General features: G+C 46.0%; 29 protein-coding genes. 21 read left to right on the top strand and 8 right to left on the bottom strand.

All coding sequences use genetic code 11. From position 1 onward, the window contains the following. The first annotated feature begins 7 nt into the window (after nucleotides 1-7). From nuoI to spoIID, 11 genes are all read left to right on the top strand, one after another. Nucleotides 8-427, top strand: coding sequence for an NADH-quinone oxidoreductase subunit NuoI (gene nuoI / locus JOJ89_RS19830; protein WP_029283402.1), 420 nt, complete (start codon nucleotides 8-10; stop codon nucleotides 425-427). Between the two features lie 2 nt (nucleotides 428-429). Further along, entirely contained in the window at nucleotides 430-942 is a 513-nt protein-coding gene (locus JOJ89_RS19825; protein ID WP_203290395.1) for an NADH-quinone oxidoreductase subunit J, read from the top strand. Next, nucleotides 939-1253 (top strand): NADH-quinone oxidoreductase subunit NuoK, encoded by a 315-nt coding sequence (gene nuoK / locus JOJ89_RS19820; protein ID WP_029283405.1) that lies wholly within the window; start codon nucleotides 939-941, stop codon nucleotides 1251-1253. Before JOJ89_RS19825 ends, nuoK begins: the two co-directional genes overlap by 4 nt. A 29-nt stretch (nucleotides 1254-1282) precedes the next feature. Continuing rightward, complete coding sequence (gene nuoL, locus JOJ89_RS19815; RefSeq protein WP_203289144.1) at nucleotides 1283-3148, top strand: NADH-quinone oxidoreductase subunit L; 1866 nt, start codon at nucleotides 1283-1285, stop codon at nucleotides 3146-3148. Continuing rightward, complete coding sequence (locus tag JOJ89_RS19810) at nucleotides 3148-4659, top strand: NADH-quinone oxidoreductase subunit M (RefSeq protein ID WP_203289143.1); 1512 nt, start codon at nucleotides 3148-3150, stop codon at nucleotides 4657-4659. The genes nuoL and JOJ89_RS19810 overlap by 1 nt, the downstream gene beginning before the upstream one ends. Before the next feature lie 6 nt (nucleotides 4660-4665). Continuing rightward, the gene (gene nuoN / locus JOJ89_RS19805; protein WP_203289142.1) at nucleotides 4666-6156 is read left to right on the top strand and encodes an NADH-quinone oxidoreductase subunit NuoN; all 1491 of its coding nucleotides are present in this window, start codon (nucleotides 4666-4668) and stop codon (nucleotides 6154-6156) included. Between the two features lie 485 nt (nucleotides 6157-6641). Next, the gene (locus JOJ89_RS19800) at nucleotides 6642-6872 is read left to right on the top strand and encodes a DUF1146 family protein (RefSeq protein WP_029284972.1); all 231 of its coding nucleotides are present in this window, start codon (nucleotides 6642-6644) and stop codon (nucleotides 6870-6872) included. A gap of 242 nt (nucleotides 6873-7114) precedes the next feature. Next, the gene (locus tag JOJ89_RS19795) at nucleotides 7115-7855 is read left to right on the top strand and encodes a YwmB family TATA-box binding protein (RefSeq protein ID WP_051865694.1); all 741 of its coding nucleotides are present in this window, start codon (nucleotides 7115-7117) and stop codon (nucleotides 7853-7855) included. 32 nt (nucleotides 7856-7887) lie between these two features. Next, a complete protein-coding gene (gene murA / locus JOJ89_RS19790; protein ID WP_029567056.1) occupies nucleotides 7888-9192 on the top strand; it encodes a UDP-N-acetylglucosamine 1-carboxyvinyltransferase in 1305 nt (434 codons plus the stop codon). A gap of 167 nt (nucleotides 9193-9359) precedes the next feature. Further along, nucleotides 9360-9794 (top strand): VanZ family protein, encoded by a 435-nt coding sequence (locus JOJ89_RS19785; RefSeq protein ID WP_203289141.1) that lies wholly within the window; start codon nucleotides 9360-9362, stop codon nucleotides 9792-9794. Between the two features lie 106 nt (nucleotides 9795-9900). Further along, nucleotides 9901-10926: a stage II sporulation protein D gene (gene spoIID, locus JOJ89_RS19780; protein WP_203289140.1), complete on the top strand. Its 1026-nt coding sequence runs from the start codon at nucleotides 9901-9903 to the stop codon at nucleotides 10924-10926. A 652-nt stretch (nucleotides 10927-11578) separates the two neighbouring features. Here the strand turns inward: spoIID and JOJ89_RS19775 are convergent. Together JOJ89_RS19775 and JOJ89_RS19770 are read right to left on the bottom strand one after the other, a co-directional pair. Next, the gene (locus JOJ89_RS19775) at nucleotides 11579-12076 is read right to left on the bottom strand and encodes a GNAT family N-acetyltransferase (RefSeq protein ID WP_203289139.1); all 498 of its coding nucleotides are present in this window, start codon (nucleotides 12074-12076) and stop codon (nucleotides 11579-11581) included. A gap of 6 nt (nucleotides 12077-12082) precedes the next feature. Then, nucleotides 12083-12511 (bottom strand): VanZ family protein, encoded by a 429-nt coding sequence (locus tag JOJ89_RS19770; protein ID WP_203289138.1) that lies wholly within the window; start codon nucleotides 12509-12511, stop codon nucleotides 12083-12085. Nucleotides 12512-12686: 175 nt separating this feature from the next. Between JOJ89_RS19770 and spoIIQ the strand changes: the two genes are divergently transcribed. Then, nucleotides 12687-13625, top strand: a complete 939-nt coding sequence (gene spoIIQ / locus JOJ89_RS19765) for a stage II sporulation protein SpoIIQ (protein ID WP_203289137.1) — start codon at nucleotides 12687-12689, stop codon at nucleotides 13623-13625. 474 nt (nucleotides 13626-14099) lie between these two features. On the opposite strand, the gene JOJ89_RS19760 is transcribed toward spoIIQ, so the two are convergent. Continuing rightward, nucleotides 14100-14588: a hypothetical protein gene (locus JOJ89_RS19760; RefSeq protein WP_203289136.1), complete on the bottom strand. Its 489-nt coding sequence runs from the start codon at nucleotides 14586-14588 to the stop codon at nucleotides 14100-14102. A gap of 150 nt (nucleotides 14589-14738) precedes the next feature. On the opposite strand from JOJ89_RS19760, the gene spoIIID reads away from it, so the two are divergent. Then, nucleotides 14739-15014 (top strand): sporulation transcriptional regulator SpoIIID, encoded by a 276-nt coding sequence (gene spoIIID / locus JOJ89_RS19755; RefSeq protein ID WP_029284957.1) that lies wholly within the window; start codon nucleotides 14739-14741, stop codon nucleotides 15012-15014. A gap of 149 nt (nucleotides 15015-15163) precedes the next feature. Then, nucleotides 15164-16165 carry a rod shape-determining protein gene (mreB, locus tag JOJ89_RS19750; protein ID WP_029284955.1) on the top strand — a complete coding sequence of 334 codons (1002 nt, stop codon included), beginning with the start codon at nucleotides 15164-15166 and terminating at the stop codon, nucleotides 16163-16165. Between the two features lie 13 nt (nucleotides 16166-16178). On the opposite strand, the gene JOJ89_RS19745 is transcribed toward mreB, so the two are convergent. After that, a complete protein-coding gene (locus tag JOJ89_RS19745) occupies nucleotides 16179-16337 on the bottom strand; it encodes a hypothetical protein (protein WP_203289135.1) in 159 nt (52 codons plus the stop codon). A gap of 217 nt (nucleotides 16338-16554) precedes the next feature. On the opposite strand from JOJ89_RS19745, the gene JOJ89_RS19740 reads away from it, so the two are divergent. The 5 genes from JOJ89_RS19740 (at nucleotide 16555) to JOJ89_RS19720 (ending at nucleotide 19607) form a co-directional block, all read left to right on the top strand. After that, the gene (locus tag JOJ89_RS19740; RefSeq protein WP_203289134.1) at nucleotides 16555-17343 is read left to right on the top strand and encodes a flagellar hook-basal body protein; all 789 of its coding nucleotides are present in this window, start codon (nucleotides 16555-16557) and stop codon (nucleotides 17341-17343) included. 10 nt (nucleotides 17344-17353) lie between these two features. Further along, nucleotides 17354-18145 (top strand): flagellar hook-basal body protein, encoded by a 792-nt coding sequence (locus JOJ89_RS19735; protein ID WP_203289133.1) that lies wholly within the window; start codon nucleotides 17354-17356, stop codon nucleotides 18143-18145. 13 nt (nucleotides 18146-18158) lie between these two features. Further along, entirely contained in the window at nucleotides 18159-18422 is a 264-nt protein-coding gene (locus tag JOJ89_RS19730) for a DNA-directed RNA polymerase subunit beta (protein ID WP_203289132.1), read from the top strand. A gap of 67 nt (nucleotides 18423-18489) precedes the next feature. Next, nucleotides 18490-18924 carry a 3-hydroxyacyl-ACP dehydratase FabZ gene (gene fabZ, locus JOJ89_RS19725; protein ID WP_203289131.1) on the top strand — a complete coding sequence of 145 codons (435 nt, stop codon included), beginning with the start codon at nucleotides 18490-18492 and terminating at the stop codon, nucleotides 18922-18924. Between the two features lie 407 nt (nucleotides 18925-19331). Continuing rightward, complete coding sequence (locus tag JOJ89_RS19720; RefSeq protein ID WP_029284941.1) at nucleotides 19332-19607, top strand: hypothetical protein; 276 nt, start codon at nucleotides 19332-19334, stop codon at nucleotides 19605-19607. Nucleotides 19608-19625: 18 nt separating this feature from the next. Here the strand turns inward: JOJ89_RS19720 and JOJ89_RS19715 are convergent, their stop codons facing one another. After that, the gene (locus tag JOJ89_RS19715) at nucleotides 19626-20081 is read right to left on the bottom strand and encodes a YwpF family protein (protein ID WP_203289130.1); all 456 of its coding nucleotides are present in this window, start codon (nucleotides 20079-20081) and stop codon (nucleotides 19626-19628) included. A 97-nt stretch (nucleotides 20082-20178) separates the two neighbouring features. Continuing rightward, entirely contained in the window at nucleotides 20179-20589 is a 411-nt protein-coding gene (locus JOJ89_RS19710; protein WP_203289129.1) for a helix-turn-helix domain-containing protein, read from the bottom strand. A gap of 293 nt (nucleotides 20590-20882) precedes the next feature. Here JOJ89_RS19710 and JOJ89_RS19705 point away from each other — a divergent pair, with 293 nt between their 5' ends. Together JOJ89_RS19705 and ssb are read left to right on the top strand one after the other, a co-directional pair. Then, the gene (locus JOJ89_RS19705; protein WP_203289128.1) at nucleotides 20883-21281 is read left to right on the top strand and encodes a hypothetical protein; all 399 of its coding nucleotides are present in this window, start codon (nucleotides 20883-20885) and stop codon (nucleotides 21279-21281) included. A 157-nt stretch (nucleotides 21282-21438) separates the two neighbouring features. Further along, complete coding sequence (gene ssb / locus JOJ89_RS19700) at nucleotides 21439-21816, top strand: single-stranded DNA-binding protein (protein WP_203289127.1); 378 nt, start codon at nucleotides 21439-21441, stop codon at nucleotides 21814-21816. A 171-nt stretch (nucleotides 21817-21987) separates the two neighbouring features. Here ssb and JOJ89_RS19695 read toward each other — a convergent pair whose 3' ends face one another. Both JOJ89_RS19695 and JOJ89_RS19690 read right to left on the bottom strand, forming a co-directional pair. Continuing rightward, a complete protein-coding gene (locus JOJ89_RS19695; protein WP_203289126.1) occupies nucleotides 21988-22440 on the bottom strand; it encodes a DUF2613 domain-containing protein in 453 nt (150 codons plus the stop codon). A 33-nt stretch (nucleotides 22441-22473) separates the two neighbouring features. Further along, nucleotides 22474-23415 (bottom strand): hypothetical protein, encoded by a 942-nt coding sequence (locus tag JOJ89_RS19690; RefSeq protein ID WP_203289125.1) that lies wholly within the window; start codon nucleotides 23413-23415, stop codon nucleotides 22474-22476. Nucleotides 23416-23690 lie beyond the last annotated feature (275 nt).

Below are 23690 nucleotides of genomic sequence, written 5' to 3'. Positions count from 1 at the left end.
TGATAACATGCGAGGTTTAGCAAAAGGTTTGACGTATACCCTGAACAGCCTGACGAAGAAGAAAGTGACGTACGATTACCCCAATGAAGCGCTGGCGCTGCCTGACCGGTTCCGGGGCATTCAGAAGTTTTATCCGGAAAAGTGCATTGTGTGCAATCAGTGTGCGGCTATTTGCCCTACTGACTGCATTGAGCTAACTGGCAAGAAGCATCCGGATCCGGCGAAAAAAGGGAAGATCATCGACACGTACGATATCAATTTTGAAATTTGCATCCTCTGCGATCTTTGCACGGAGGTATGTCCGACAGAAGCGATTGTGATGACGAACAATTTTGAACTTGCCGAGTACAGCCGCGATCAGCTGTTTAAGAATCTGGAGTGGCTCGATGAAAATGATGAAAACATCAGGGAGGAGAATAAGGTGTGAGTATAACCGGAGAGTTTGTTGCCTTTGTCGCACTCGCCATGGTGGCCATCGGCGGCGGCATTCTCATGCTGAATGTGACGAAAGTGGTTCATATGGTTGTATCCCTTGTGTTCACATTTGTGAGTATCGCCGGTCTGTACGTTCTCCTTTCGGCGGAGTTTGTGGCTGCGGTCCAGATTCTGATTTACTCGGGTGCGATTACGATCATCATGCTGTTTGGGATCATGCTCACGCGCCACCAGGATGAGGATGAGCCGTCTGCCGGCATAGGCAAAAAGCTCATCGTGTTTCTTGGGATTGCGGCGTTTGCCCTCGTGATGTATCTCGGAATCTATGATTTGCAGCTCGGGGAAGAGCAGGCAGATTTGCATGTGAAAAATACGGAGCAAATTGGAATCTCGCTTTATTCCCACTTTGTCATTCCGTTTGAACTGACGTCTGTTCTCCTGCTTGTGGCGTTAATCGGGGCCATTATCCTAGCGAGAAAAGATGAAAAAGAGGAGGACGAAAAATGAGCTCGATTCCTTTATCGGCCTTTCTTGTGCTCGCTCTGATTCTCTTTTGCATCGGACTGTACGGGGCCCTGACGAAGCGGAACACGGTGATCGTTTTGATCTCGATTGAGCTGATGCTGAATGCGGCCAATATCAATCTGGTTGCCTTCAGCAAGTACGGAGTGATTCCGTCCATTACCGGCCAGGTGTTCTCGCTTTTTACGATCACGATTGCTGCAGCGGAGGCAGCCGTTGGACTTGCCATCTTGTTTGCCCTTTACCGCAACCGGAGATCTGTCAATATTGATGACTATGAATCTATGAAGCATTAACACCTCTAACAAGAAGGGGATTGAATACAATGATGCCATACGCCTGGATCATCCCGCTGTTTCCGCTTGTCTCCTTTCTCGTGCTGCTCCTGTTCGGGAAACGGCTGAAAGAAGGAAGCGTCTATGTGGGAGGCATCCTGATGACGCTCTCATTCGCCGGTGCTCTTGCAGTGCTCGCAGACCGGTTTGCACAAAGTACCTATAAAGCAGAAGCTGTGTGGCTCACTATCGGAAGCATGGAGCTTACAGCAGGCTTTGAGATTACACCGCTCAATGCGCTGATGCTTGTCATTGTCACGCTTGTCAGCTTAGCAGTACATATTTATTCAAAAGGATACATGCACGGAGATCCCCGCTTGCATGTGTTTTATGCCTATCTCGGCCTATTCACCTTCAGCATGCTCGGGCTCGTCATGACAACCAATCTGCTGCAGCTCTATATTTTCTGGGAGCTTGTCGGCGTCGGATCCTTCCTTTTAATTGGATTCTACTTTTACAAAGAAGAAGCGAAGGCCGCCGCAAAAAAAGCGTTCATAATGACAAGGATCGGCGATGTTGGCCTGTTTGTCGGGATGCTCCTCCTGTTCTGGCAGGTTGGAAGCTTTGAATATGACCGCATTTTTGCAAGTGTCGCAGATGGTATGCTTTCACTCGATATGATCACCCTGACCGGCATCCTGATTTTCATCGGGGCCATCGGGAAATCCGGCCAGTTCCCGCTCCATTCGTGGCTGCCTGATGCGATGGAGGGACCGACGCCGGTTTCCGCGCTCATCCACGCCGCGACGATGGTTGCAGCGGGGGTATATCTTGTCGCCCTCATGTATCCGCTGTTTGCCGCAAGTGAAACGGCGCTGCTCGTTGTCGCAACGATTGGTGCATTCACCGCCATCTTTGCCGCAAGCATCGGGCTTGTTCAAAAAGACATCAAACGGGTGCTTGCCTATTCGACTGTAAGCCAGCTCGGCTACATGATGCTTTCCCTCGGTTCTGCAGGCTATGTCGCCGGCGTCTTTCACCTGATGACGCACGCCTTTTTCAAAGCGCTGCTGTTCCTTGCTGCCGGAAGCGTCATCCACGCAGTCCACACTCAGAACATTGACGAGATGGGCGGTCTTTGGAAAAAACTCAAATTTACCGGCCCGCTGTTCTTGATTGGTACCCTAGCCATCAGCGGTGTTCCGCTCTTTTCAGGCTTCTTCAGTAAAGATGAAATTCTCATTGCCGCCTGGGAGCACGGAAATCCTGCGCTGTTCTGGCTTGCGGTCATCGCTGCTTTCTTTACTGCCTTTTACATGTTCAGGCTCTTCTTCCTCGTCTTTACCGGACGTCCGAAAACCGAGCTTGCTGCTGTTCATGAATCACCGTCTTCCATGCTGATTCCGATGAGTGTGCTTGCTGTACTTGCCGTTTTTTCAGGTTACGTCAATACGCCTTGGTTCGGAACGTTCCTCGGAGACTGGCTGACAGAAGGCGCGCCTCAGCTCGGCCACGGACATATCGAAGGTCCGGCATGGATCATGATTGTTGCAACTGCCGTATCACTGCTCGGCATTCTGCTTGCTTATCTCATGTACAATAAGGGTTCCATTTCGCCGGAAAAAACAAGAGCCCGCGTGCCGATGATCCATTCGGTTCTGAAAAACAAATACTTTATCGATGAGCTTTACAGTATCACTGTGGTCTGGCTGACGAACACGGTCAGCATGCTCTGCAAGTACCTGGAGAAATTCCTTGTAGAAGGTGCTGTAAAAGGAGTGGCCGGGATCGTCCGCTCTACAGGGGCACTCGGTTCAAAAATGCAGAATGGTCAGGTGCAAATGTACGGAACGGTTGCGTTTGTCGGGCTTGCCCTGCTGCTTGTGCTGTATGCTGTAACAGGGGGGAACTTATAATGACTTCAATCTTGCTGACAGCCCTTGTTTTCTCGCCTGTCCTCGGCATTCTCGTACTCTCATTTATGAAACGCGATCAGGAATCCTCCCTGAAGCTGGTTGGATTCCTCGCGACTCTTCCAGCCGTCCTGCTGTCAGGCATTGTGTTTGCCCAGTATCTTGCAGGGGAAGAGCTTGAGCGGTTTTCTGAAAAGGTCCGCTGGATCACGTTTGGCCAGTACCATGAGATGCAGCCCGGCGTGTTCACGGTCGACTACGAGCTTGCGCTGGACGGATTCTCGCTTGTCATGGTGCTTTTAACATCCATTCTTGCCGCTTTGGCTGCTGCCGCATCGGTTTCGATAAAAAAAGACTGGAAAGGCTACTTCATGCTGCTTCTGCTTCTTGAAACAGGAATGCTCGGCGTTTTCCTGGCACAGAATCTCGTACTTTTTTTCATCTTTTTCGAAATCACGCTGATCCCGATGTTCTTCCTCGTCGGCAAGTGGGGATTTGCTGCACGGGAAAAGGCAGCCTATCAGTTTCTTCTATATAACGGGTTTGGGTCTGCCATCCTGTTGATCGTGATTATCCTTCTTTTTTCAAAAACAGGGACAACAAATCTTGCGCTGCTCACACAGCTCATGACGACGCCGGATGTTCAGCTGATCGGGGCGATGTCGGAGGATTTCAAGCTCGGTCTCCTGATTGCCTTGCTTATTGCATTTGGCGTAAAGCTGCCGATTTTCCCGCTGCACACTTGGATGCTAAGGGTGCACGTTCAGGCGCCGCCGCCGATTGTCATGCTGCATTCAGGCATTCTTTTGAAAATTGGGGCTTACGGTTTGATCAAGTTCGGACTTGGGCTGTTCCCTGCCGAGTTTTCAAAGCTTGGCACGATCGTCATTGTGCTCGGACTTGTGAACCTGCTTTACGGCGCATTCCTTGCGCTGATTCAAAACGAACTCAGAATGGTCCTTGCTTACTCAAGTATTTCGCATATGGGCATTGTGCTCATTGGTCTTGGCGCATTAAATGAAGCGGGGATTCAAGGGGCGATTTTTCAGGTCGTCTCGCACGGACTGATTTCAGCGCTGCTGTTTTTCCTCGTTGGTGTTCTATTGGAACGAACCGGGACAACAGAGCTCGGCAAGCTCTCAGGCCTTGCAAAATCGATGCCGCTTGCAGCGGGCTTTCTGCTCGCAGGAGCCATGGCGTCACTCGGACTGCCGGGGATGTCAGGCTTCATCAGCGAGCTGACCGCGTTCATGGGTGTCTTTGATCAGCATCCGGAGCTTGGTGCCATCGGAGCGATTGGGATTATCCTTACAGCTGCCTATTTGCTGAGAGCGGTGCTTTCCATCACGTTTGGAGCGGAGAAGAATGAGAAACTGTATGACCTGAAATGGCATGAAGTTGTTCCGGTTTCCATCCTGCTGCTGCTGATTGTGCTGATTGGCGTGTTTCCAAATGGACTTTCCGTCCCGCTGCAGCTGACGATTGAAACAATCATGAAAGGGATAGGAGGGTGATGAATCATGGATATGGAAACTTTGCTCAGCTATAACTGGGGCGCGATGATGCCGGAGTTCATCATTCTCGGGACTGCCCTCATCCTGTCGCTTACCGACCTTTTCATGAAAGAGGGAAGCAGCCGCAGGTGGCTCGGATGGCTTGGACTTGCCGGAATTGTCGGCGCGATTGTCAGCCTGGCGCTCATGATCGGGGCAGAGGATGCCGTCATTCTTTATGACACTTTTGTCCTCGACTCTTTCGCAAAGGCATTCAAATTTATCCTGCTCCTTGGCGGGGCGCTGATTTTTCTGCTCGCCATCGACTATGAGCCGCGCGAGGGCATGAAAGAGCGGGGAGAATTTTATTACCTGCTGCTTGCCGCTCTTCTCGGCGCGATGATGATGGCCTCAAGCAGAGACTTAATCACCCTGTTCACCGGACTTGAACTCTTGTCTATTTCTTCCTATATACTGACCGGACTCAGAAAGCGGGATTTAAAATCAAATGAATCGGCCATGAAATACGTCATTAACGGCGGCATTTCAACGGCGATTACGCTGTTTGGGATGAGCTATATCTACGGACTGACAGGAACGACAAGCCTGTCTGAAATGATTCCCCAGCTGAACGGGTTGACGGAATCGGGCTACGTTTACATAGCGTCCATCTCATTTCTGCTCGTCTTTGTCGGCTTATCCTTCAAAATTGCAACCGTGCCTTTCCATATGTGGGCACCTGACGTTTATGAAGGCGCACCGACACCCGTTACGGCATTCCTGAGCGTCGTCTCAAAAACAGCAGGCTTCGTCATCATTTTAAGAATCTGCCTTTCCGTCTTCGGGAACATTCCAGACGAAGGCGGCATGCAGTCGATTCTCCAGTCGCTGCAGGGTTTTATCGCCATCCTGGCCGCTGTGACCATGATTGTCGGCAACACCGTCGCCCTCAGGCAGAAAAACATCAAGCGCATGCTCGCCTACTCATCGATTGCCCACGCGGGGTACGTCCTTGTCGGCTTCGTCGCGTTTGGAGGCTACTTCTACTTTGATGCCATCTGGTTCTACCTGCTCGCGTACGTCATCATGAACGTCGGAATCTTCGCCATTGTTGGTGCTGTCTCCCGCAAAACGGGATCTGAAGACATCTCGGCCTTTGCCGGTCTTTACCGCAGATCTCCGGCAGCAGGCATCGCTGTCGCCATTTTCCTGCTCTCTCTCGCAGGACTGCCCGGAACAGCCGGCTTTATCGGTAAAGTCACCATCTTCATGAACGCATTCACAAACAGCACGCCGCAAATCGTCCTTGCAAGCATCATGATCGCCGCAACCGTCATCTCGTACTTCTACTACTTCGGAATCCTGACACAGGTCTTCTTCCGGAAAAAAGAAACCGACGAGCCGTTCACATGGAGCGCGCCGCTCATCATCGTCACCGCCGTCTGCGTCGCTGCAACCATCCTGCTCGGAATCTTCCCGGGTGCGGCCTTTGATTTTCTGAATGCTAATATTTCATAAAGGACATTTAGAAATGTTTTTAACGTGCGGAGAAATTATAAGCAGATAGTGGAATGCAGCGGAAGGCACTTGACTCCTTGTCCAGCTGCAGCGCCCAACTCCTCTGTCAGAACAAAATCCCCCAAAAAGTCAAACCCGGACTTTTCGGGTGATTTCTTATCTGACTGCCGGAGCAAAACGGGCGCTTCCGCTCTTCTAAGGGATGAAGAGGGCACTGGAGACCCCGCAAGCGCAGCGAGGAGGCTCCAGGCACTCCCCGCGGAAAGCAAGTGACTGCAGCGAAATGGAACGGACACAGTTCGAACCAACTAAACGAAAACATTTCATAAATTTGCCACGAATCTTCACAAAAAAAACATCAACGCACGCGCAGAATTTTATATAATAGAGGAGGTGTAAAAGCCTCTTCTTTTTTTTGCTTAAAAAAGAAGATAAGCAAAAGCCTTCTTTTCGAAAAATAGCTACATATAGGAGTTGTTTAACCTATGCTTGATTTTAATCAGCAGGCATTGCTTGGCCTTATGTCTCACCTCGTGTTCATTCCGGTTACCTGGTGGGCGCTGCAGGCGCTTCATATCGAAAAAGCCATGAAAAAAGGGAAGGTCATGCAAGCGCGTGCGCTGCTGATCCTGCTCACGATCGCCATCTCAGGTGCTGTCAGCAATTTTTTTCTTGATTATTTAATATGGTCCCGCCAGCTCCCTTTTTTATTTTAGGGCCTTTTTTACCGGTTTCTTGCAACACTCACACAGCCAATTCACTTCGCCAATAGATCAGGCAAGCTTGCTGAATACATCTTTTTCCTGAGATCTTACGTTTATATCTATGACAACAGGGGAATATGTCCTACAGATTAGGAAGTGAACAGCACGAGCTTGTCTAACCATGACGACTTTTTCCACGTATGCCGCGGTCTCAAACGGTAACACTGTTACTAGGGAGAGGACGTGGGGATAAAATGAAAAAAGTCAGTCTTGCAATTATGATGTTTCTTATTTTTTTTACAGGTGCATTTGCTGCACACCAGACATTCGGAGCAAAGAAGGAAACGGAGCTTGAAACCATTGTAGAGGGCATGGAAGCACAGGGAATTGATGTAAAAAAATGGTCAATGTATTCTAAGAAGATGGTTTCAGACGAGACTCTTTCTTTCGAAGATACAGTGAAACTTTTCCAAAATCAATTTCGTCAGTTTAAGTGGTCCGAGGACCGTGCGGACGGCAAACTACATAAGATGACAGGGACCTTTTTCGACAAGGATTCGGGATTTACCGAAAAGCTCCAGATTCAAACTACCGACACAAATGGATTTCAGCAATCGTATATCTTGTATGAGCTGAGCGGAGAGGGTTCCGGAAAAAAATGGGCGGAGATCTATGGGCATGCGCAGGCCAGAAGCTTCGACATTTTCCATGAAAATCCTACAATTTTCACTTGTGTCAATGGACAGCTTGATGATAAGATGAGTAGTGTTTTGCAACCTAAAGTGGAAGCTTTGCTTAAACAATTTAACGCGGTGCCGGTGGAACAGCTTAAAGAGAAGTCGTTCATATCAGTATCCGCACTCACGACGGATTGGAATCATGTGATTCCGGCAGACTCAGGCAGCATGAACATTCAAATTGCGCTCAGAAGCGCAGGATTGGGCGGTAATACTAGCGTTACAGTAGGAACCCCAATCATAACGTCTGAATATTAATATATAGAAATTGGGACGCGGAGGGGAAGACCTTGGAAAAAATCATCGTCCGCGGCGGTCGTAAGTTAAACGGTACTGTAAAAGTAGAAGGTGCTAAAAATGCCGTTTTACCAGTAATCGCTGCATCTTTATTAGCCAGTGAACAAAAAAGCATAATCTGTGATGTGCCTACGCTCTCCGATGTGTATACAATCAATGAAGTGCTGCGCCATCTTGGTGCAGAAGTTCACTTTGAAAATAACCAAGTGTTTGTAGATGCATCAAACGAGCTAAATATGGAAGCTCCTTTTGAATATGTGCGCAAAATGCGCGCTTCTGTATTGGTCATGGGGCCATTACTAGCAAGAAACGGCCGTGCACGCGTGGCTCTGCCAGGCGGATGTGCGATCGGATCACGTCCAATTGACCAGCATTTAAAAGGCTTTGAAGCAATGGGAGCAACAATTAAAGTAGGTAACGGATTCATCGACGCTGAAGTCAAAGGAAGACTTCGCGGCGCCAAAATCTACCTTGATTTCCCAAGTGTTGGAGCAACTGAAAACATCATCATGGCTGCGGCTCTAGCTGAAGGAACAACCATCCTTGAGAACGTAGCAAAAGAACCGGAAATCGTTGACCTTGCCAACTACATCAACGCGATGGGCGGCAAAGTGCGCGGAGCCGGAACTGGAACAATCCGCATTGAAGGTGTGGAAAAACTGACAGGCGTTAAGCATCACATCATTCCTGACCGCATTGAAGCTGGTACATTCATGGTAGCAGCAGCAATCACAGGCGGAAATGTGCTTGTTCGCGGCGCTGTGCCAGAACATTTAGCATCTTTAATTGCGAAAATGGAAGAAATGGGTATCCAAATCACTGAAGAGGAAGACGGACTTCGTGTCATTGGCCCTGAAAAACTAAAAGCCATTGACATCAAGACTATGCCGCATCCAGGCTTCCCGACAGACATGCAATCACAAATGATGGCATTGCTGCTGAGAGCTGAAGGCACTTCTATGATCACGGAGACGGTTTTTGAAAACCGCTTCATGCACGTGGAAGAATTCCGACGCATGAATGGAGAAATTAAAATTGAGGGCCGTTCTGTCATCATCAATGGTCCAGCCAACATGCAAGGCGCTGAAGTTGCAGCAACAGACCTGCGCGCTGGTGCAGCACTTGTTCTTGCCGGCTTAGTATCTGAAGGCTACACGCGTGTAACGGAGCTTAAGCACGTTGACCGCGGCTATGTAGACTTCCACGGAAAACTTGCTTCCATCGGTGCGGACATTGAACGCATCACAGAAGAAAGCACTGTGAAATCAGAAAAAGCTGTCAGTGACATGAACGCATAAATTTATACGTGTTTTTTCAGGAAGCCGGGGTAGATCTACTCCGGTTTCTTTTTGTTTTTCTTAAAAAGAAAGACTTTATTAGTTTGGGTGTTTTCCTTATGATTTATACATAGATGCTTATAAAAAATACCGTTAATGACCACGATGAATGCGGAGGAGGGAAAGAAATGAAATTTTTCATTGTATGCTGCCTGATCACCGCATTTTCATTGTTTTCATTTACGAGCGATCTGCAGTCGCTGCTGACTGGGGACTATATCGGATTTATCTTCAGGAGCGATCCTGATTTCTCAGATTTGCTGATGACCGCGGATATCGATTGGCAAAGCACATTTTATGTATTTTCCAAGACGGGACACGCGCTGTACTTCTTCTTTTTCACATTGATCATGACGTTTCTGTATCGTATGCGCACGGCTCTTCTTTGGGCTCTCTTTCTTGCGGTTTCATCAGAATTTCTTCAGCTGTACACAAACCGCAGCGGAAGAATCGTCGATATGCTCTATGATCTCACCGGAGCTGCTGTCGCTATACTCGTTCTTTTCATCATGAAAAAGAGCGCTGATATTGTCGAAGGAAATCGCCGCGGCATGCCGAAATGAATAAGAGAAGTGCGTGAACTTTCCAATGTTTGGAGTCATAAACGGTTGTCCACCTCCATAGAATTGAACAGAGACGGTAAACGACATATCGGATATGGAGGCCCAGATGAAATCTTTGAAACCAATCGTTTTAGTACTCGCCGGATTATTTCTCATCATATTAATGATCCCAACACTCCTCGTAGCCCCCTTTATGAACGATCCATCAAGCGGAGAACTATCAGAAGACCTTCAAACCAAAAAGGGTGAACAGCTTATGCTTGGAAAATCCATGATCGATGTACCAGTGTACCGAAGCAGCTCGGAGAAAATCGAAAACATCCCGCTCGAAGAATATGTCATTGGCGTAGTCGCCTCAGAAATGCCGGCTGATTTTGAAGAAGAAGCGCTGAAGGCGCAGGCGCTCGCAGCGAGGACGTATGTGGTGAAGCAGATGATGTTTGATAAGCAGTTGCCGAAACTTCCTGTTGGTGCGGTTGTGAGTGATACGACGGATCATCAGGTATATAAAACCAACGACCAGCTGAAAAAGCAGTGGGGCAAGGATTATAACTGGAAAATGACAAAGATCTACAATGCGGTAGCATCCACTCAGGGCCAGGTTCTGACCTATGAGAACAAACCGATCGACGCTTCCTTTTTCTCCACAAGCAACGGCTACACCGAAAACTCGGATGAATACTGGACAGCATCCCTGCCTTATTTAAAAAGTGTAGAAAGTCCGTGGGATGAAAAATCCCCTAAATATCATGATCAAACGGTCATCAGCGTACGTGACTTCGAGAATAAGCTCGGCGTGAAGCTCGGTTCGGGAGGAGAAGTCGGCAAAGTGATTGAGCGCACGTCCGGCAAACGAGTCGCACAAGTCGACTTCAACGGCAAAAAGCTCAGCGGCCGCGAAATCCGCGAAAAACTCGGCCTCAGATCAAGCGACTTCGCCTGGCAGCTCAAGGGCGACCAGGTTGTCATCACCACCAAAGGCTTCGGCCACGGCGTCGGAATGAGCCAGTACGGCGCCAACTTCATGGCCCAGGACGGCAAAAAATACAAAGACATCGTCAGCTACTATTACCAGGGCGCCAAAGTCGGCAGCGCCGAACCGTTTATTGCCCAGTACACAGCCAGAAACTGATTGATTTCCCGCAGGAGGGGTCCTGCGGGTTTTTTTGTCTGCATTTAGTGGATAGCGAGCAGTACCGGAAGCGGTACTTGCCAGATGGACCGGAATACTTGCCGGAATGCTTCTTTTACTTGAAAATGCAGACCAGTTACTTGCCGGGAAGAGGCGTTTACTTGAAAATTTCCAGCTGGATCCTAAATAGCGGTGCGCATGCTTCATATAAGTGTTCTGCTCGAAGAAGGTTTTGAGTATTCAATGCTCTTAAACGAGGATCGTGGGGATCATCAGGTCACTACTTGCCACAAAATGCGGAATACTTGCCAAAGTGCCTCTTTTTCTAGAAAAAGCAGATCCATTACTTGCCGGCAAGAGGTGTTTACTTGAAAATTTCCAGCTGGATCCTAAATAGCGGTGCGCATGCTTCATATAAGTGTTCTGCTCGAAGAAGGTTTTGAGCATTCAATGCTCTTAAACGAGGATCTTGGGCATCACCAAGTCATTACTTGCCACAAAATGCGGAATACTTGTCGAAATGCCTTTTTTACTTGAAAAAGCAGATCCGTTACTTGCCGGGAAGAGGTGTTTACTTGAAAATGTCCAGCTGAATCCTAAATAGCAGTATTCAATTTCAACAAAAAAACGCGCCCTCCACAGGCGCGTTTTCCTATTGAACCACTCGTTTTCCTACTATCACTAAATCGCGCTCCACTCCATCGAGTTCCGCAACACGCGGCATGTTCGCCCACTGTTCAAAGCCGAATCGCTTGAACAGGCGCAGGCTCGCTTCGTTGTGCCCGAATACAAGTCCTAGCAGGGTTTTGATGCCGAGCTCAGGGCATGCATCTAGTGCAGCCTGCAAAAACGTTGTGCCAATGCCTTTTCCGCGCACGTTTTGATCAATATAGATGCTGACTTCAGCGGTATATTGGTAGGCGGCCCGTCCGTGGAAGGATTCAAAGCTGAGCCATGCCACCACTTTGTCTTCATCCGTCATCACCCATATCGGGCGCATATCTGTATGGTTGTTGAACCAGGCTTCACGGTCGGCAACGGTAACCGGAGTCAGGTCTGCTGTCACCGCTCTGCTTTCAATTGTCGAGTTGTAAATCTCAACGATGGCAGGCAAGTCGCTGCGGACAGCTTTTCGAATAGGAAAACTCATAGATGATCACTCCGAATCATTTAACTTTTTAAATAGAGAGGTGATAAACGAAGGGCGCTCTGCAAAATACGTCACCTTCATTATGTAGAAAGACACAAGTACACCGATGGCATCCTTCACCAGATCAATCACGGTGGCGGACCGGTACGGAACAAAGTACTGGTGAATTTCATCTGTAGCCCCGTACAGAATGGATATTACGGCTGCAAGGATACTTGCCTTTGCAGTCCATCGTCCGTTTGCGGCAAACGCCAGCGCGATGAGCCAGTAGAGAATCCCGAATTCAATCAAATGAAGCGATTCCTTCATTAAGCGGTCAAACGAAAACGGCGTTTTAATGATGGCATCCGCAGGCAGGCTTGAGAGTATCCAAATGAGGATCATATAGAGAATGGGGGCAATCGTGAGCGCCCATTTTAAAATCGGCTTCTTCATTAACGTGCTCCTTTAGCGTGCTGATGAAAAATAGTATACCACGTGTGCAGAAAAAATTTTAGAATCCATACATAATTTTATAACCTACAGCAAAAAATAACTGTTTGAAATTTTTAGCTGCGGATGTATATATTTTCAGAATTCTGTTCAGAATGATTGCTGAGGTGATGATAAAATGAGAGAGGAAGAAACTAAACGTACTTCTCAAAACTCAAAAATGCAACAAATTTTCAGAAAGCGTTGGGTATTCCCAGCAATCTACTTAGTCAGTGCAGCATTGATTTTGACAGCCGTGTTATGGTACCAGTCAATCGGCAATGGTAACTCAGCAAATGATCCAAGTGATTATGGAACATCGTATCAGGATGAGCCGACACGTGAAGTAAACTCAGCAGTAGAAAACTTCGCAATGCCGGTAGCCGATGCAGATTCAGTATCTGTCATCCGCAGCTTCTATGAAGCAGATGCAACAGCAGAAGAGCAAGAAGCAGCACTCGTTTCCTATAATAATACGTACGAGCCTAGCAAAGGAATTGACCTGGCAAGAGAAGACGGCAAGGAATTCGATGTCGCAGCTGCTCTAAGCGGTACAGTTACTAAAGCTGAAAAAGATCCATTACTCGGAAATGTCATTGAAATCGAGCACAAAGACGGCGTAACTACAGTTTACCAATCATTATCAAGCATGACTGTCGCAGCCGGTGACGAAGTCGAGCAAAACGAAATCCTCGGACAAGCTGGAAAAAGCCTGATCCACGAAGAAGATGGCGTACACGTTCACTTTGAAATCCGCAAAGACGGTACAGCAGTAAATCCAGTTGACTACATGGATAAGCCAGTTTCAGCGCTGAATGAAATCAACGCTGAAAAAGAAGCACCTGCTAAAGAAGAAGAAGGTACTGAAGACGCAGAAAAAGGCGCTGAGGAAGAAAAGGGCGCTGAAGAAGAAAAAGGTGCTGAAGAAGAAAAAGGCACTGAAGATGCTGAAAAAGGAACCGAAGATGAAAAAGGTTCTGAAGAAGACAAAGAAAAAGAAGACGCTGGTAAAGAGGGCAAAGAAAAAGGCAACTCTGACGAGCAGTCCGAAGCTTCAATCAGCACTAAAAACGCATAATACGCATCACTCTATAGATTGTCTATCCGCTTAGGGATAGACTATTTTTTTGTTTGTTTTTGGGTTGGAAAGTGTACCGGGTCATTTACTTGTATGAATGCCTCTTTTACTTGAAAAAGCAGATCTGTTACTTGCCGCAAACAGCAGTTTACTAGAAAATTTCAAAACGCCTCCTAATTGGCAAGATACATCCTTCATACATGTGTCCTGCTCGAAGAGGGTTTGTGCATTCAAAAGCTCTGAATCGAGTTTTGAGGACATTATAGGTCGTTTACTTGCCACATTGTGCAGAATACTTGCCAGAATACCTCTTTTACTTGAAAAAGCAAATCTGTTACTTGCCGGAAACAGCAGTTTACTAGAAAATTTCCATTCTCCTCCTAAATGGCGGTGTGCACCCTATAAACATGTGTCCTGCTCGAAAGGGTTTTGTGTATTCAAGCACTCTGTATTGAGTTTTGAGGGCACTCCAAGTCATTTACTTGCCACATTGTGCAGAATACTTGCCGGAATACATCTTTTACTTGAAAAAGCAGATCCGTTACTTGCCGGAAACAGCAGTTTACTAGAAAATTTCCATTCGCCTCCTAAATGGCGTTGTGCACCCTTTAAACATGTGTCCTGCTCGAAGAGGGTTTGTGCATTCAAACGCTCTGAATCGAGTTTTGAGGGCACCCCAGGTCGTTTACTTGCCACATTGTGCAGAATACTTGCCAGAATACCTCTTTTACTTGAAAAAGCAGATCCGTTACTTGACGGAAACAGGAGTTTACTTGAAAACTTCCAGCTGCCTCCTAAACAACAACGCGCATCCTTCATAAATGTGCCCTTTTCAAAACCTCGACAAATTTCTAAGGAAATACCCACTCCGCCAAAGCACAAAAATACACTTTTGAAGTGCCTCAAAACACAAATTATAAAAAAATTCGCACAAATCCCTTGTCCCTCTTGACTTTTTAGCATATATCTTCAACCAAGCTAATAAAATGTTACAAACCTAACAAAGAGAGTGTCTGAGGTGAGGGATCGTAAGTTTTATACATAGGCGCAGCTGCGTCTTGGTGCGAGTCTCATTTCACACTTCTCACATCCATTTTAGGGAGGTCGAGTGGTGTGCACGATTACATCAAAGAACGTACTATCAAGATTGGAAAGTATATCGTGGAGACGAAGAAAACTGTTCGCGTGATTGCGAAGGAATTTGGCGTTTCTAAAAGTACTGTCCATAAGGATTTAACCGAAAGGCTGCCTGAAATCAATCCAGAGCTTGCGAATGAAGTAAAAGAAATTCTTGATTATCATAAATCCATCCGTCATTTGAGGGGCGGGGAAGCGACGAAGCTGAAGTACCGGAAAGAGGATATTTTACAAGAAGAGCCTGTGAAATAAGAATTCTGCCTGTCTTTCTTGCAATTTCGACAAATCCCTACAAAACCTTTTACAATTTCAACCTTTTTTTAGTAAATTGTGATACAATATGAAATTAGGGCACAAAGTAGGAAATGCTGGGATCAGATTGCAAGGAGGATATGGAAAGAATGTTTGCAAGGGATATTGGAATTGACCTTGGTACTGCAAATGTACTAATTCATGTAAAAGGAAAAGGCATCGTTCTTAACGAGCCGTCTGTAGTTGCACTGGATAAGAATACTGGCAAGGTTCTTGCTGTAGGTGAGGAAGCCAGAAGAATGGTTGGACGTACTCCTGGGAATATTGTTGCGATCCGTCCACTGAAAGACGGAGTCATCGCGGATTTTGAAGTAACAGAAGCGATGCTCAAGCATTTCATCAACAAATTAAATGTAAAGGGTTTATTTACGAAACCCCGGATGCTTATTTGCTGTCCGACGAACATTACCTCTGTTGAACAGAAAGCCATCAAGGAAGCTGCTGAAAAAAGCGGCGGAAAAGACGTATTTCTTGAAGAAGAGCCAAAGGTTGCCGCTATCGGCGCCGGCATGGATATTTTTCAGCCTAGCGGAAATATGGTTGTAGATATTGGCGGTGGAACGACGGATGTCGCAGTTCTTTCAATGGGCGATATTGTCACCGCCTCTTCTATTAAGATGGCTGGGGACAAGTTCGACATGGAAATTTTGAACTACATCAAAAAAGAGTACAAGCTCTTGATTGGTGAACGTACGGCTGAGGATATCAAAACGCAAGTCGCGACAGTATTCCCAGGCGCACGCAACGAAGAAATCGCTATTCGCGGACGTGACATGGTGTCAGGTCTGCCTAGAACCATTACAGTCAACTCTGAAGAGGTTGAAGGCGCACTGCGCGAATCAGTAGCCCTCATCGTTCAAACGGCAAAAAGCGTCCTTGAGCGCACTCCGCCTGAACTTTCTGCGGACATCATTGACCGGGGCATTATCTTAACAGGCGGCGGAGCCCTCCTGAACGGCCTTGATCAGTTAATGGCAGAAGAATTAAAGGTTCCTGTCTTAATAGCAGAAAACCCAATGGACTGTGTAGCAATCGGCACAGGCATCATGCTTGATAACGTCGACCGTCTGACTAGACGCAAAATTGTATAATATGTGAGAAACATCAGTCTTTTGACTGGTGTTTTTTGTTTCTTAGAAAGTCGATCAGTTCTGCTGTTGTAGAAGTATTTCCTTTTGTATAATCTTCTTTGCTATCTTGTATCATTTTTTCAAGCGATGGATCAGATTTCACTTCAGATAAAATGGTTCCTGAATCCTTCATTTTTTCAGTCCTCCCAATGTATAAGATAAACAGATTATATCACTATGGAGACAGAACATTTTCACCTATTCCCCTAAACCTTTCGCCCTCCCAGCCGATTTTAAGAGTGTAGCAGCTTAACTTTATGTGATTTACAAATTTATACTGTGCGGAGCCGTGAACTCCGCTATAATAAAAAATAGAGAAAATTGCCTAAATACTCTTAAGAGGTGGAACGATGCTAAGAGGCTTTTATACTGCATCGGCGGGAATGCTCGCCCAGCAGCGGAGAACGGAAATGCTCTCCAATAATATTGCAAACGCCAATACCCCTGGATATAAAACAGATCAGGCTGCGCTCAAAGCATTCCCTGAAATGCTTCTGAAAAGAGTGCAGGACAACCAGCTGCCTCAGGAAGTCGGATCGATCAACACAGGTCTCTATCTTCAGGAAATGATTCCCCAGTTCGCTCAGGGAGACCTTCGCGAAACTGGGTTAAATACAGATATAGCTTTGCTTGAAACGGCTGTGCCCGAAAAAGGCACGCTGATGTTCGGCGTGCAGCTTCCGGACGGCGAGGTCCGCTACACGCGTAACGGACAGTTTACGAGAAACGAGAACGGACAGCTTTCCCTTGCAGGCAATCCGGTTCTTGGAACGGACGGACAGCCGATTGCCCTCGCATCTGACGAGTTTGAGATATTGCCGGACGGCACGGTCAGAGTAAATGGTGCGGCAGGCGCGCAGATCGGAATCTATTTTTCAAACAATATGGCGAACCTGGTGAAAGAAGGCAACGGTCTGTACCGGACAGAGGATGGCACGGAGCTTGATGCGGCTGCCGGCAACCCGGACGTTGCCTATCAGCTTAAGCAGGGCTTCCTTGAAGGATCCAATGTGGATGTATCAAGATCTTATACAGAAATGATGACCGCCTACCGCGCCTTTGAAGCGAACCAGAAGGTGCTTCAGGCTTACGACAGAAGCATGGACAAAGCCGTCAACGAGATTGGCAGAGTCAGATAGGAGGAGAAGTATGCTGCGATCTATGATTACCGCATCGAACACGCTCGGTCAGCTGCAGCAGCAGCTTGACCTGATAGGAAACAATATGGCCAACATCGACACTCAGGGCTATAAACGGACCCAGACAGGCTTTTCTGACCTTCTTCATCAGCAAATGAACAACGGTGATCCGCATGACAGCCTTGATGGCAGATCGACTCCTCTTGGCGTACGATCAGGATCGGGTGCGGTGCTGACGGCTCAGACTGCCTTTTCACAAGGAGGCATTAAGACAACGGACCGCGAGCTTGATTTTGCACTGACAAAGCCTGGACAGTTCCTGCAGGTGGAAGCAGGCGGGGAAATTCAGTATACACGGGATGGCGCTCTATATCTGAATCCGGCTCAGGACGGACGTCTTCAGCTTGTCACGTCTGAGGGGCACGCTGTTTTAGATGAGAATCAGAATCCGATTTTTCTGGATGCTTCTTTTAAAAACAGTACCGTATCAGCTGGCGGAAGATTGACGGCAAATCCATCCGGTGAAACGGTTCAGCTTGGAATTGTAGGAATTACCCAGCAAACAATGCTTGAAAAACAGGGCGGAAATCGGTACGCTTTAAAAGAGATCGCTCCAAATGGAACGGTTGCCTTTTTGGAGCCGGAACAAGTCGGCATCAAACAGGGTGCGCTTGAAATGTCCAACGTCGATCTATCAAAAGAAATGACCGACCTCATGATTGCACAGCGGTCTTATCAGCTCAACTCAAAATCAATCACCATGGGCGATCAAATGCTCGGGTTAATCAATAGCGTCAGATAAGGGGTTTTTTACAGTGAGTGCAAACGAACAGTCTCGTGAACATGTGAAACAGAACAAGAATAGCGAAGAAAAGAGCGAAAAAAGTCCGAAAATCAGAATCAGGCTGATTCCGATCTGGCTGCGCATCATTCTTTTGCTTCTTTTCATGGCCATTGCTGTCACCAGCGGCGCGATGATTGGATACGGTGTACTCGGCGACGGAAAACCATCAGATGTCTTCAACAAACAGACGTGGCAGCACGTCATCGACCTGGTCGAAAAAGAATCCGAAAAATAAGGAGGGCGAACCCCTCCTTTTTGTGTATAATAGAACTATTAGGTTGTACTAGGAGGAGGTCCTAAAAATGCTCGACATCAATCAAATCAAAGAAATCATTCCGCACCGCTACCCGTTCCTGCTTGTGGACAAAGTCCTCGAAGTCGATGAAGGCAAGCGCGCCATCGGAATCAAAAACGTAACAGCAAACGAAGAATTCTTCAACGGACACTTCCCGGAATACCCTGTCATGCCGGGCGTCCTGATCGTAGAGGCACTGGCCCAGGTAGGCGCCGTCGCCATGCTCATTAAAGAAGAAAACCGCGGCCGCCTCGCATTCTTCGCAGGCATCGACAACTGCCGCTTCAAAAAGCAAGTCACTCCAGGCGACCAGCTCCGCCTAGAAGTCGAAATCATCCGCCTCCGCGGCTCCCTCGGCAAAGGAAAAGGCGTCGCAACCGTGAACGGTGAAGTAGTATGTGAAACTGAGCTCATGTTTGCATTGGGTGAGAAAAAAGAATAGTGGTTTGAAGGACGATCCTGGGTGGGGTCGTTTTTTTGTTCGTTGAATTTAGGCGGCATTTGGGTAGTTTCAAGTAGACAGCTGATTGGGGTAAGTAAAGGTTTGGTTTTTCAAGAAAAGATGCAATTTAGCAAGTATTCCGTACTGAGTGGCAAGTAAACGACGAAGTGTTGGCAACGGACTGATTTAAAAGATTAGAATGCCCAAAAGCGTCTTCGAGCAGTGAGCGTAAACGCAGTTATAACAATGGGATTTAGGAGGCGTCTATCAGCCTTCAAGCTTCCCTCAATCTCCCTCACACAGGCACCTACCGAAACAGAGCCTATCTTCTGCCCGCACTCACATAAAATCCTCCACAATAACACACCCTAACCCCGAACAAACCACCACGAAAGGAGCAACCCAACATGAAAAAGAAATGGTACCTGCTAGCAGCAGGATCTCTGCTCGCAATGATGCTTGCAGCGGGATGTCAGGATGATCAGGATCCGGCGCCTCCGGAGGATAACAATATGGAGGAGGAAGTGCCGAACGACGAGACGCCTCCGGCTGAGGAAGAGACGGAAGACGACATGGAGCAGGATATGGAAGAGGATATGCAGGAAGATGAAGGCAAGATGGAAGATGAGATGCAAAAAGATGAGAAGCACATGGAAGAAGATATGAAGAACGACATGAAATAGGCAAAACAAAAAGTCCCTTCACGGCTGAGGGGACTTTTTGGTGTTGATTTCTCGCTGTTCGTTGAGTTTTTGTCTGAAGGCGTGGAGGAGTTCGTCGCCCTGGATGCCTTTGGTGAGCAGGTCGCCAAGGACTTTTTCCGGCTCGCTTTTTGATTTTCGGGCGAGCATGCGGCCTTCAAATAAAACAGATATATGCTCTTCAAGGACCATAATGGATTTGATGTTTGCCATAATTTCCGCGGGCTTGTTCGTTTTTTTGGATATGGTGACATAGAGGCGGAGTTCATCCTGCTGCTTTGACAGCAATTCAAAGTATTCATTCTGATCTTTCGGAAGCAGCGCTTCGATCATCCAATGATTTTCGCCGTCTTCTTTGTTGATAATCAGTCCGTCCGATAGGGAAATCTCGTCAAAGCTTACACCGTTTTCTCCCTCAAGTTCAATTGTCAGTCCCACAAGTCTAAACGTTTTCATAAACACCCTCCTTGGTCCAGTTTATCGTTCTCATATGGTTATTGTTACATTATACCATACGAGGGGAGCGGGACACCAAAGGAAGGGATGAGCCGAATTATTCAATTATCTTCTGTATCTCCTGAATCGCATGCACAATGACGTTCTCCGCATGCTTCCGGTTCTTGGATTTCATCAGCATCAGGCGTTCGAGCTGTTCAAGCATCTGAGGCGTTTTTACTAAATATTCTACAATCTCAGATAGCTGGTGCTTCGTTTCATACCGCTCATAAACCTCATGCAGGATCGTATTTTCAATATCTTCACGGCCAAGCAGCTGATCGATGCTGACTTCAAACGCGTTGCTAAGTGAAATCAGATAATTGAGCTCTGGTGCCTGTTCCCCTGTCTCAAGGCGCGACACAACCGAGCGGGACACGTTCATCCGCGCAGCCAGATCCTCCTGCGACCAGCCGTATTCCTGCCTGTAGAATTTCATGTTCTTCTTCAGTGTTTCCAGTTCTTTCATCAGGAGCACCTTCATTTCCGTGTTTCAAGCACTTTACTCATATCGTAAAGTAGCTGGTCCGGCGCCACTGTTCAGTTTACGGGCAAAAGAATGAATGTGCGAAAACTGAACACAAGCCCGAATATACAGAAAAAGGGAGGAAAACCATTTCTAGAGGAGGATAACCGAGTATGAAAGAGATGTATGACACTTTTTGACAATAAATAAGTAAATATACCCATTATGTGAGTTTTTCAAACTCTTTATCATTTGCTATTTTGGAATAGTAAACATTTAAGAAAAGAGGATGATCAGTGGAAACCTTCAAACTTAAAACCATTTCAGTGAAAGACCTTCAGGCATCAGGAGGATTTGTGCGGGAGGGACCGGCTGACATGCCGATGACACTTAGAGTAGGGGAAATCACCTGCGGAAAAGTAAAGCACCACCATTTTCAGGTCAACAGGGAATCCGCAGTAGAAATTCTCTATGAAGCACAAAACAAGCAGCAAATGGTCCGAATTCTATTGGACTTATTTAAAAATCACCTATCCATCCACTCATACATGTGGACGAATGAAACAAACCGCTATGAACAGGAACCTGTCGAAGAACAGCTCATGACATCAAAGGCCTTTCAAACCATTCTCCAAAGCATCACATTTTCAGGCAGTGATCAGCAATCCTATCTTTTTCAGCTTCATAAAAAATAGCTATATGCGAAATGAATGACGCTTTAATCCAATTCAAAACGATATTTTCCTAAAGTAAAAACTTCATTATCTCCCGGCAAAATCTGATTTTCACGATTTTTCCTTGGCTCAAAAACCCGTTACAATGGTCATGCAAGCTAAGGAAAGGAGGAATCACGTGATCAATTCAGTTGTGCTCGTCGGACGCTTAACGAAAGATCCGGAAATGCGCTACACAGCAGACGGTGCCCCCGTCGCCAACATCACACTTGCAGTCAACCGCACCTTTAAGAACGCATCAGGTGTCATGGAAGCAGACTTCGTCAACTGCACCCTCTGGAGAAAAACCGCAGAAAACACGGCAAACTACTGCCGTAAAGGCTCCATCGTCGGCGTCTCCGGCCGCATTCAAACCCGCAACTACGAAAACTCAGAAGGCAAGCGCGTCTACGTCACCGAAGTCGTAGCCGATTCCGTCCGCTTCATGGGCGGACAAACCCGCGAACTGGCCGTTACCGAAAAACCGCAGCAGCTGCAGCAAACCCAGCCGCAGTAAAGAACAGGCTGCACCTCCCTCACAGACAGAGAATCAAGGAATGCCCCGTTTACCCACACACTTTGGCCGGCCGGATTGATCTGGCTGGTCATTTATTAAAAATAGACGCTTTTATTAAGCGTCATTGTTGTTTTGCTTGATAAAAATTGAACTCGCTAAGCCGAATTCATTCTAGAATTCTTTATGAATATATAAATCAACAATTTTTTCTAATACCCATAAGCAACGTAGAATTCTAAAGGTAACAATAATAACCCCCCAGCAAGTTAGGTAAGTCAAAACTAAGATTGGATGCGTATCTTTATCAAAAATTAAACCAACTAATGCAAACAGAAGCAATAATCCTAGAAATCTACTTGTACTAAAAAATACTTTAAAGATTGTTTTATAGTGCTTGCTCTTTCGCAACATATCCAATTGAGGTGTAGAATTAGCTGTTAGTAAAACTGATAATCCTGTGATAACGAACCCTAGTAATGCACCTGCTACAGCTGCAATTGTTCCATACAAAGTGGCTCTTATGCTTACTAACATCTCGGTAAAATGATCAAAACCTATCGATTTCCCAACGATTAAAATTGTTATTAGTATCAATATAATTGATAAACTAAGTTCTATCTTCAAAAAGTGTCTTCTATAAATTTTAAACATACTTTCTCAGCTTTCCGAATTGAAATTTGGGGATAGTTCAGTAAACGCCTCTTCAATTTTATCGAACATACTATTTGAATCTACCGACCTACTTCTTCCCCCTATGGAAGTGACTTTTTTGGAAGTAATCATCTTATCCTCCAACAAATCAAAGGTTTTATTATTTTCTTCCGATCGAGATTCGGCATTAATTTTAAGTCTGTTTATTGCTTGTCTGTTGTCGCCTATTGAGAGGAATTCTTTAAGTTTATTCTTGGAAAGCGGAAACCTAAATCCACCTCTAGAGTACTTTTTCTTACGTAAAATTACTTCTACTGATTCAGCATCTTCAGACACTTTTGCTGCAGCTTCAAAAGCACTATGCAAATCTTGATTTAATTCATTTACTACCCCTAACTCATTTCTGGATATTTCCATTGTAAATAAATTTACTTCCCCTACATCTTGTAAGGTCACATCAAGATCTTGATTAAGAATTGGATTTAATTCTATGTATTCAAAAGGCATGCTACATAAGTTACTTTTTTCTAAAAGATAATTCTTTAAGCTGCTAGCCCTAGGACCATAAAAGTTAAATTCTACACCAATTACTTTTTGTTTAGGAAAGTAAATAAAATGAGTAATTTCAGCTAAACCACTATTAATCGGAATATCTAAGGGTTTCAATTGTCCCCCGGTTTCTAATTCTGGAAGAGCACTTCTTCTTGAAATAGCGAATTTACCTTTAATTACTTCACTGTCTATATGTGCATCTATTAAAAAAGTTACATCGCCATTCGAATGATATTTAAATCTTGAATCTGCTCTTTCTCCTAAAAATTGAAACTGGGATATTTCTTTAATAGTGTCCATCGGTTTAGAGTGTTGAATAAATGCATTGGAACCAGGATTACTCTCTAAAAATTCAAAATGAAAAAAATGAATTTTTCTTCTAATTTTATTGGACATTGAACGCTCCTCCTAACTTCACTAGTCTAAAATTCGACACTGATAATATATTCCCTTTATTTTACATGTTATTAACCATGCGTTTTTTTAGCATTTTAGAAGAAGTCTTAAAAATATTAATGAACATTCAATTTTCAACAAAAAACCAGCCCCCAAAAGGAACTGGTTCACACACAAATCTATTTCCCAACCTTCTTCCCAATCAGCTCATACAGCTTTCGCCATTCGGGACTCATGGTGTCTTTTTCTTTCGGTTTTTCCTGTTCTTTCTTCTT

The sequence above is a fragment of the Metabacillus sp. cB07 genome (genome assembly GCF_016839225.1).
Taxonomy (GTDB): Bacteria; Bacillota; Bacilli; order Bacillales; family Bacillaceae; genus Bacillus_P; species Bacillus_P indicus.
Note: the sequence above shows the minus strand (reverse complement) of the source record. Positions and strands in the feature narration are given on the sequence as shown.

Bases quoted from the DNA above. Each gene is read 5' to 3' on its own strand.
- nuoI (WP_029283402.1), top strand. From the start codon at position 8: ATGCGAGGTTTAGCAAAAGGTTTGACGTATACCCTGAACAGCCTGACG.
- nuoK (WP_029283405.1), top strand. From the start codon at position 939: ATGAGCTCGATTCCTTTATCGGCCTTTCTTGTGCTCGCTCTGATTCTC.
- nuoL (WP_203289144.1), top strand. From the start codon at position 1,283: ATGATGCCATACGCCTGGATCATCCCGCTGTTTCCGCTTGTCTCCTTT.
- JOJ89_RS19810 (WP_203289143.1), top strand. From the start codon at position 3,148: ATGACTTCAATCTTGCTGACAGCCCTTGTTTTCTCGCCTGTCCTCGGC.
- nuoN (WP_203289142.1), top strand. From the start codon at position 4,666: ATGGATATGGAAACTTTGCTCAGCTATAACTGGGGCGCGATGATGCCG.
- JOJ89_RS19800 (WP_029284972.1), top strand. From the start codon at position 6,642: ATGCTTGATTTTAATCAGCAGGCATTGCTTGGCCTTATGTCTCACCTC.
- JOJ89_RS19795 (WP_051865694.1), top strand. From the start codon at position 7,115: ATGAAAAAAGTCAGTCTTGCAATTATGATGTTTCTTATTTTTTTTACA.
- JOJ89_RS19785 (WP_203289141.1), top strand. From the start codon at position 9,360: ATGAAATTTTTCATTGTATGCTGCCTGATCACCGCATTTTCATTGTTT.
- spoIID (WP_203289140.1), top strand. From the start codon at position 9,901: ATGAAATCTTTGAAACCAATCGTTTTAGTACTCGCCGGATTATTTCTC.
- JOJ89_RS19775 (WP_203289139.1), bottom strand. From the start codon at position 12,076: ATGAGTTTTCCTATTCGAAAAGCTGTCCGCAGCGACTTGCCTGCCATC.
- JOJ89_RS19770 (WP_203289138.1), bottom strand. From the start codon at position 12,511: ATGAAGAAGCCGATTTTAAAATGGGCGCTCACGATTGCCCCCATTCTC.
- spoIIQ (WP_203289137.1), top strand. From the start codon at position 12,687: ATGAGAGAGGAAGAAACTAAACGTACTTCTCAAAACTCAAAAATGCAA.
- JOJ89_RS19760 (WP_203289136.1), bottom strand. From the start codon at position 14,588: ATGCTAAAAAGTCAAGAGGGACAAGGGATTTGTGCGAATTTTTTTATA.
- mreB (WP_029284955.1), top strand. From the start codon at position 15,164: ATGTTTGCAAGGGATATTGGAATTGACCTTGGTACTGCAAATGTACTA.
- JOJ89_RS19745 (WP_203289135.1), bottom strand. From the start codon at position 16,337: ATGAAGGATTCAGGAACCATTTTATCTGAAGTGAAATCTGATCCATCG.
- JOJ89_RS19740 (WP_203289134.1), top strand. From the start codon at position 16,555: ATGCTAAGAGGCTTTTATACTGCATCGGCGGGAATGCTCGCCCAGCAG.
- JOJ89_RS19735 (WP_203289133.1), top strand. From the start codon at position 17,354: ATGCTGCGATCTATGATTACCGCATCGAACACGCTCGGTCAGCTGCAG.
- fabZ (WP_203289131.1), top strand. From the start codon at position 18,490: ATGCTCGACATCAATCAAATCAAAGAAATCATTCCGCACCGCTACCCG.
- JOJ89_RS19720 (WP_029284941.1), top strand. From the start codon at position 19,332: ATGAAAAAGAAATGGTACCTGCTAGCAGCAGGATCTCTGCTCGCAATG.
- JOJ89_RS19715 (WP_203289130.1), bottom strand. From the start codon at position 20,081: ATGAAAACGTTTAGACTTGTGGGACTGACAATTGAACTTGAGGGAGAA.
- JOJ89_RS19710 (WP_203289129.1), bottom strand. From the start codon at position 20,589: ATGAAAGAACTGGAAACACTGAAGAAGAACATGAAATTCTACAGGCAG.
- JOJ89_RS19690 (WP_203289125.1), bottom strand. From the start codon at position 23,415: ATGTCCAATAAAATTAGAAGAAAAATTCATTTTTTTCATTTTGAATTT.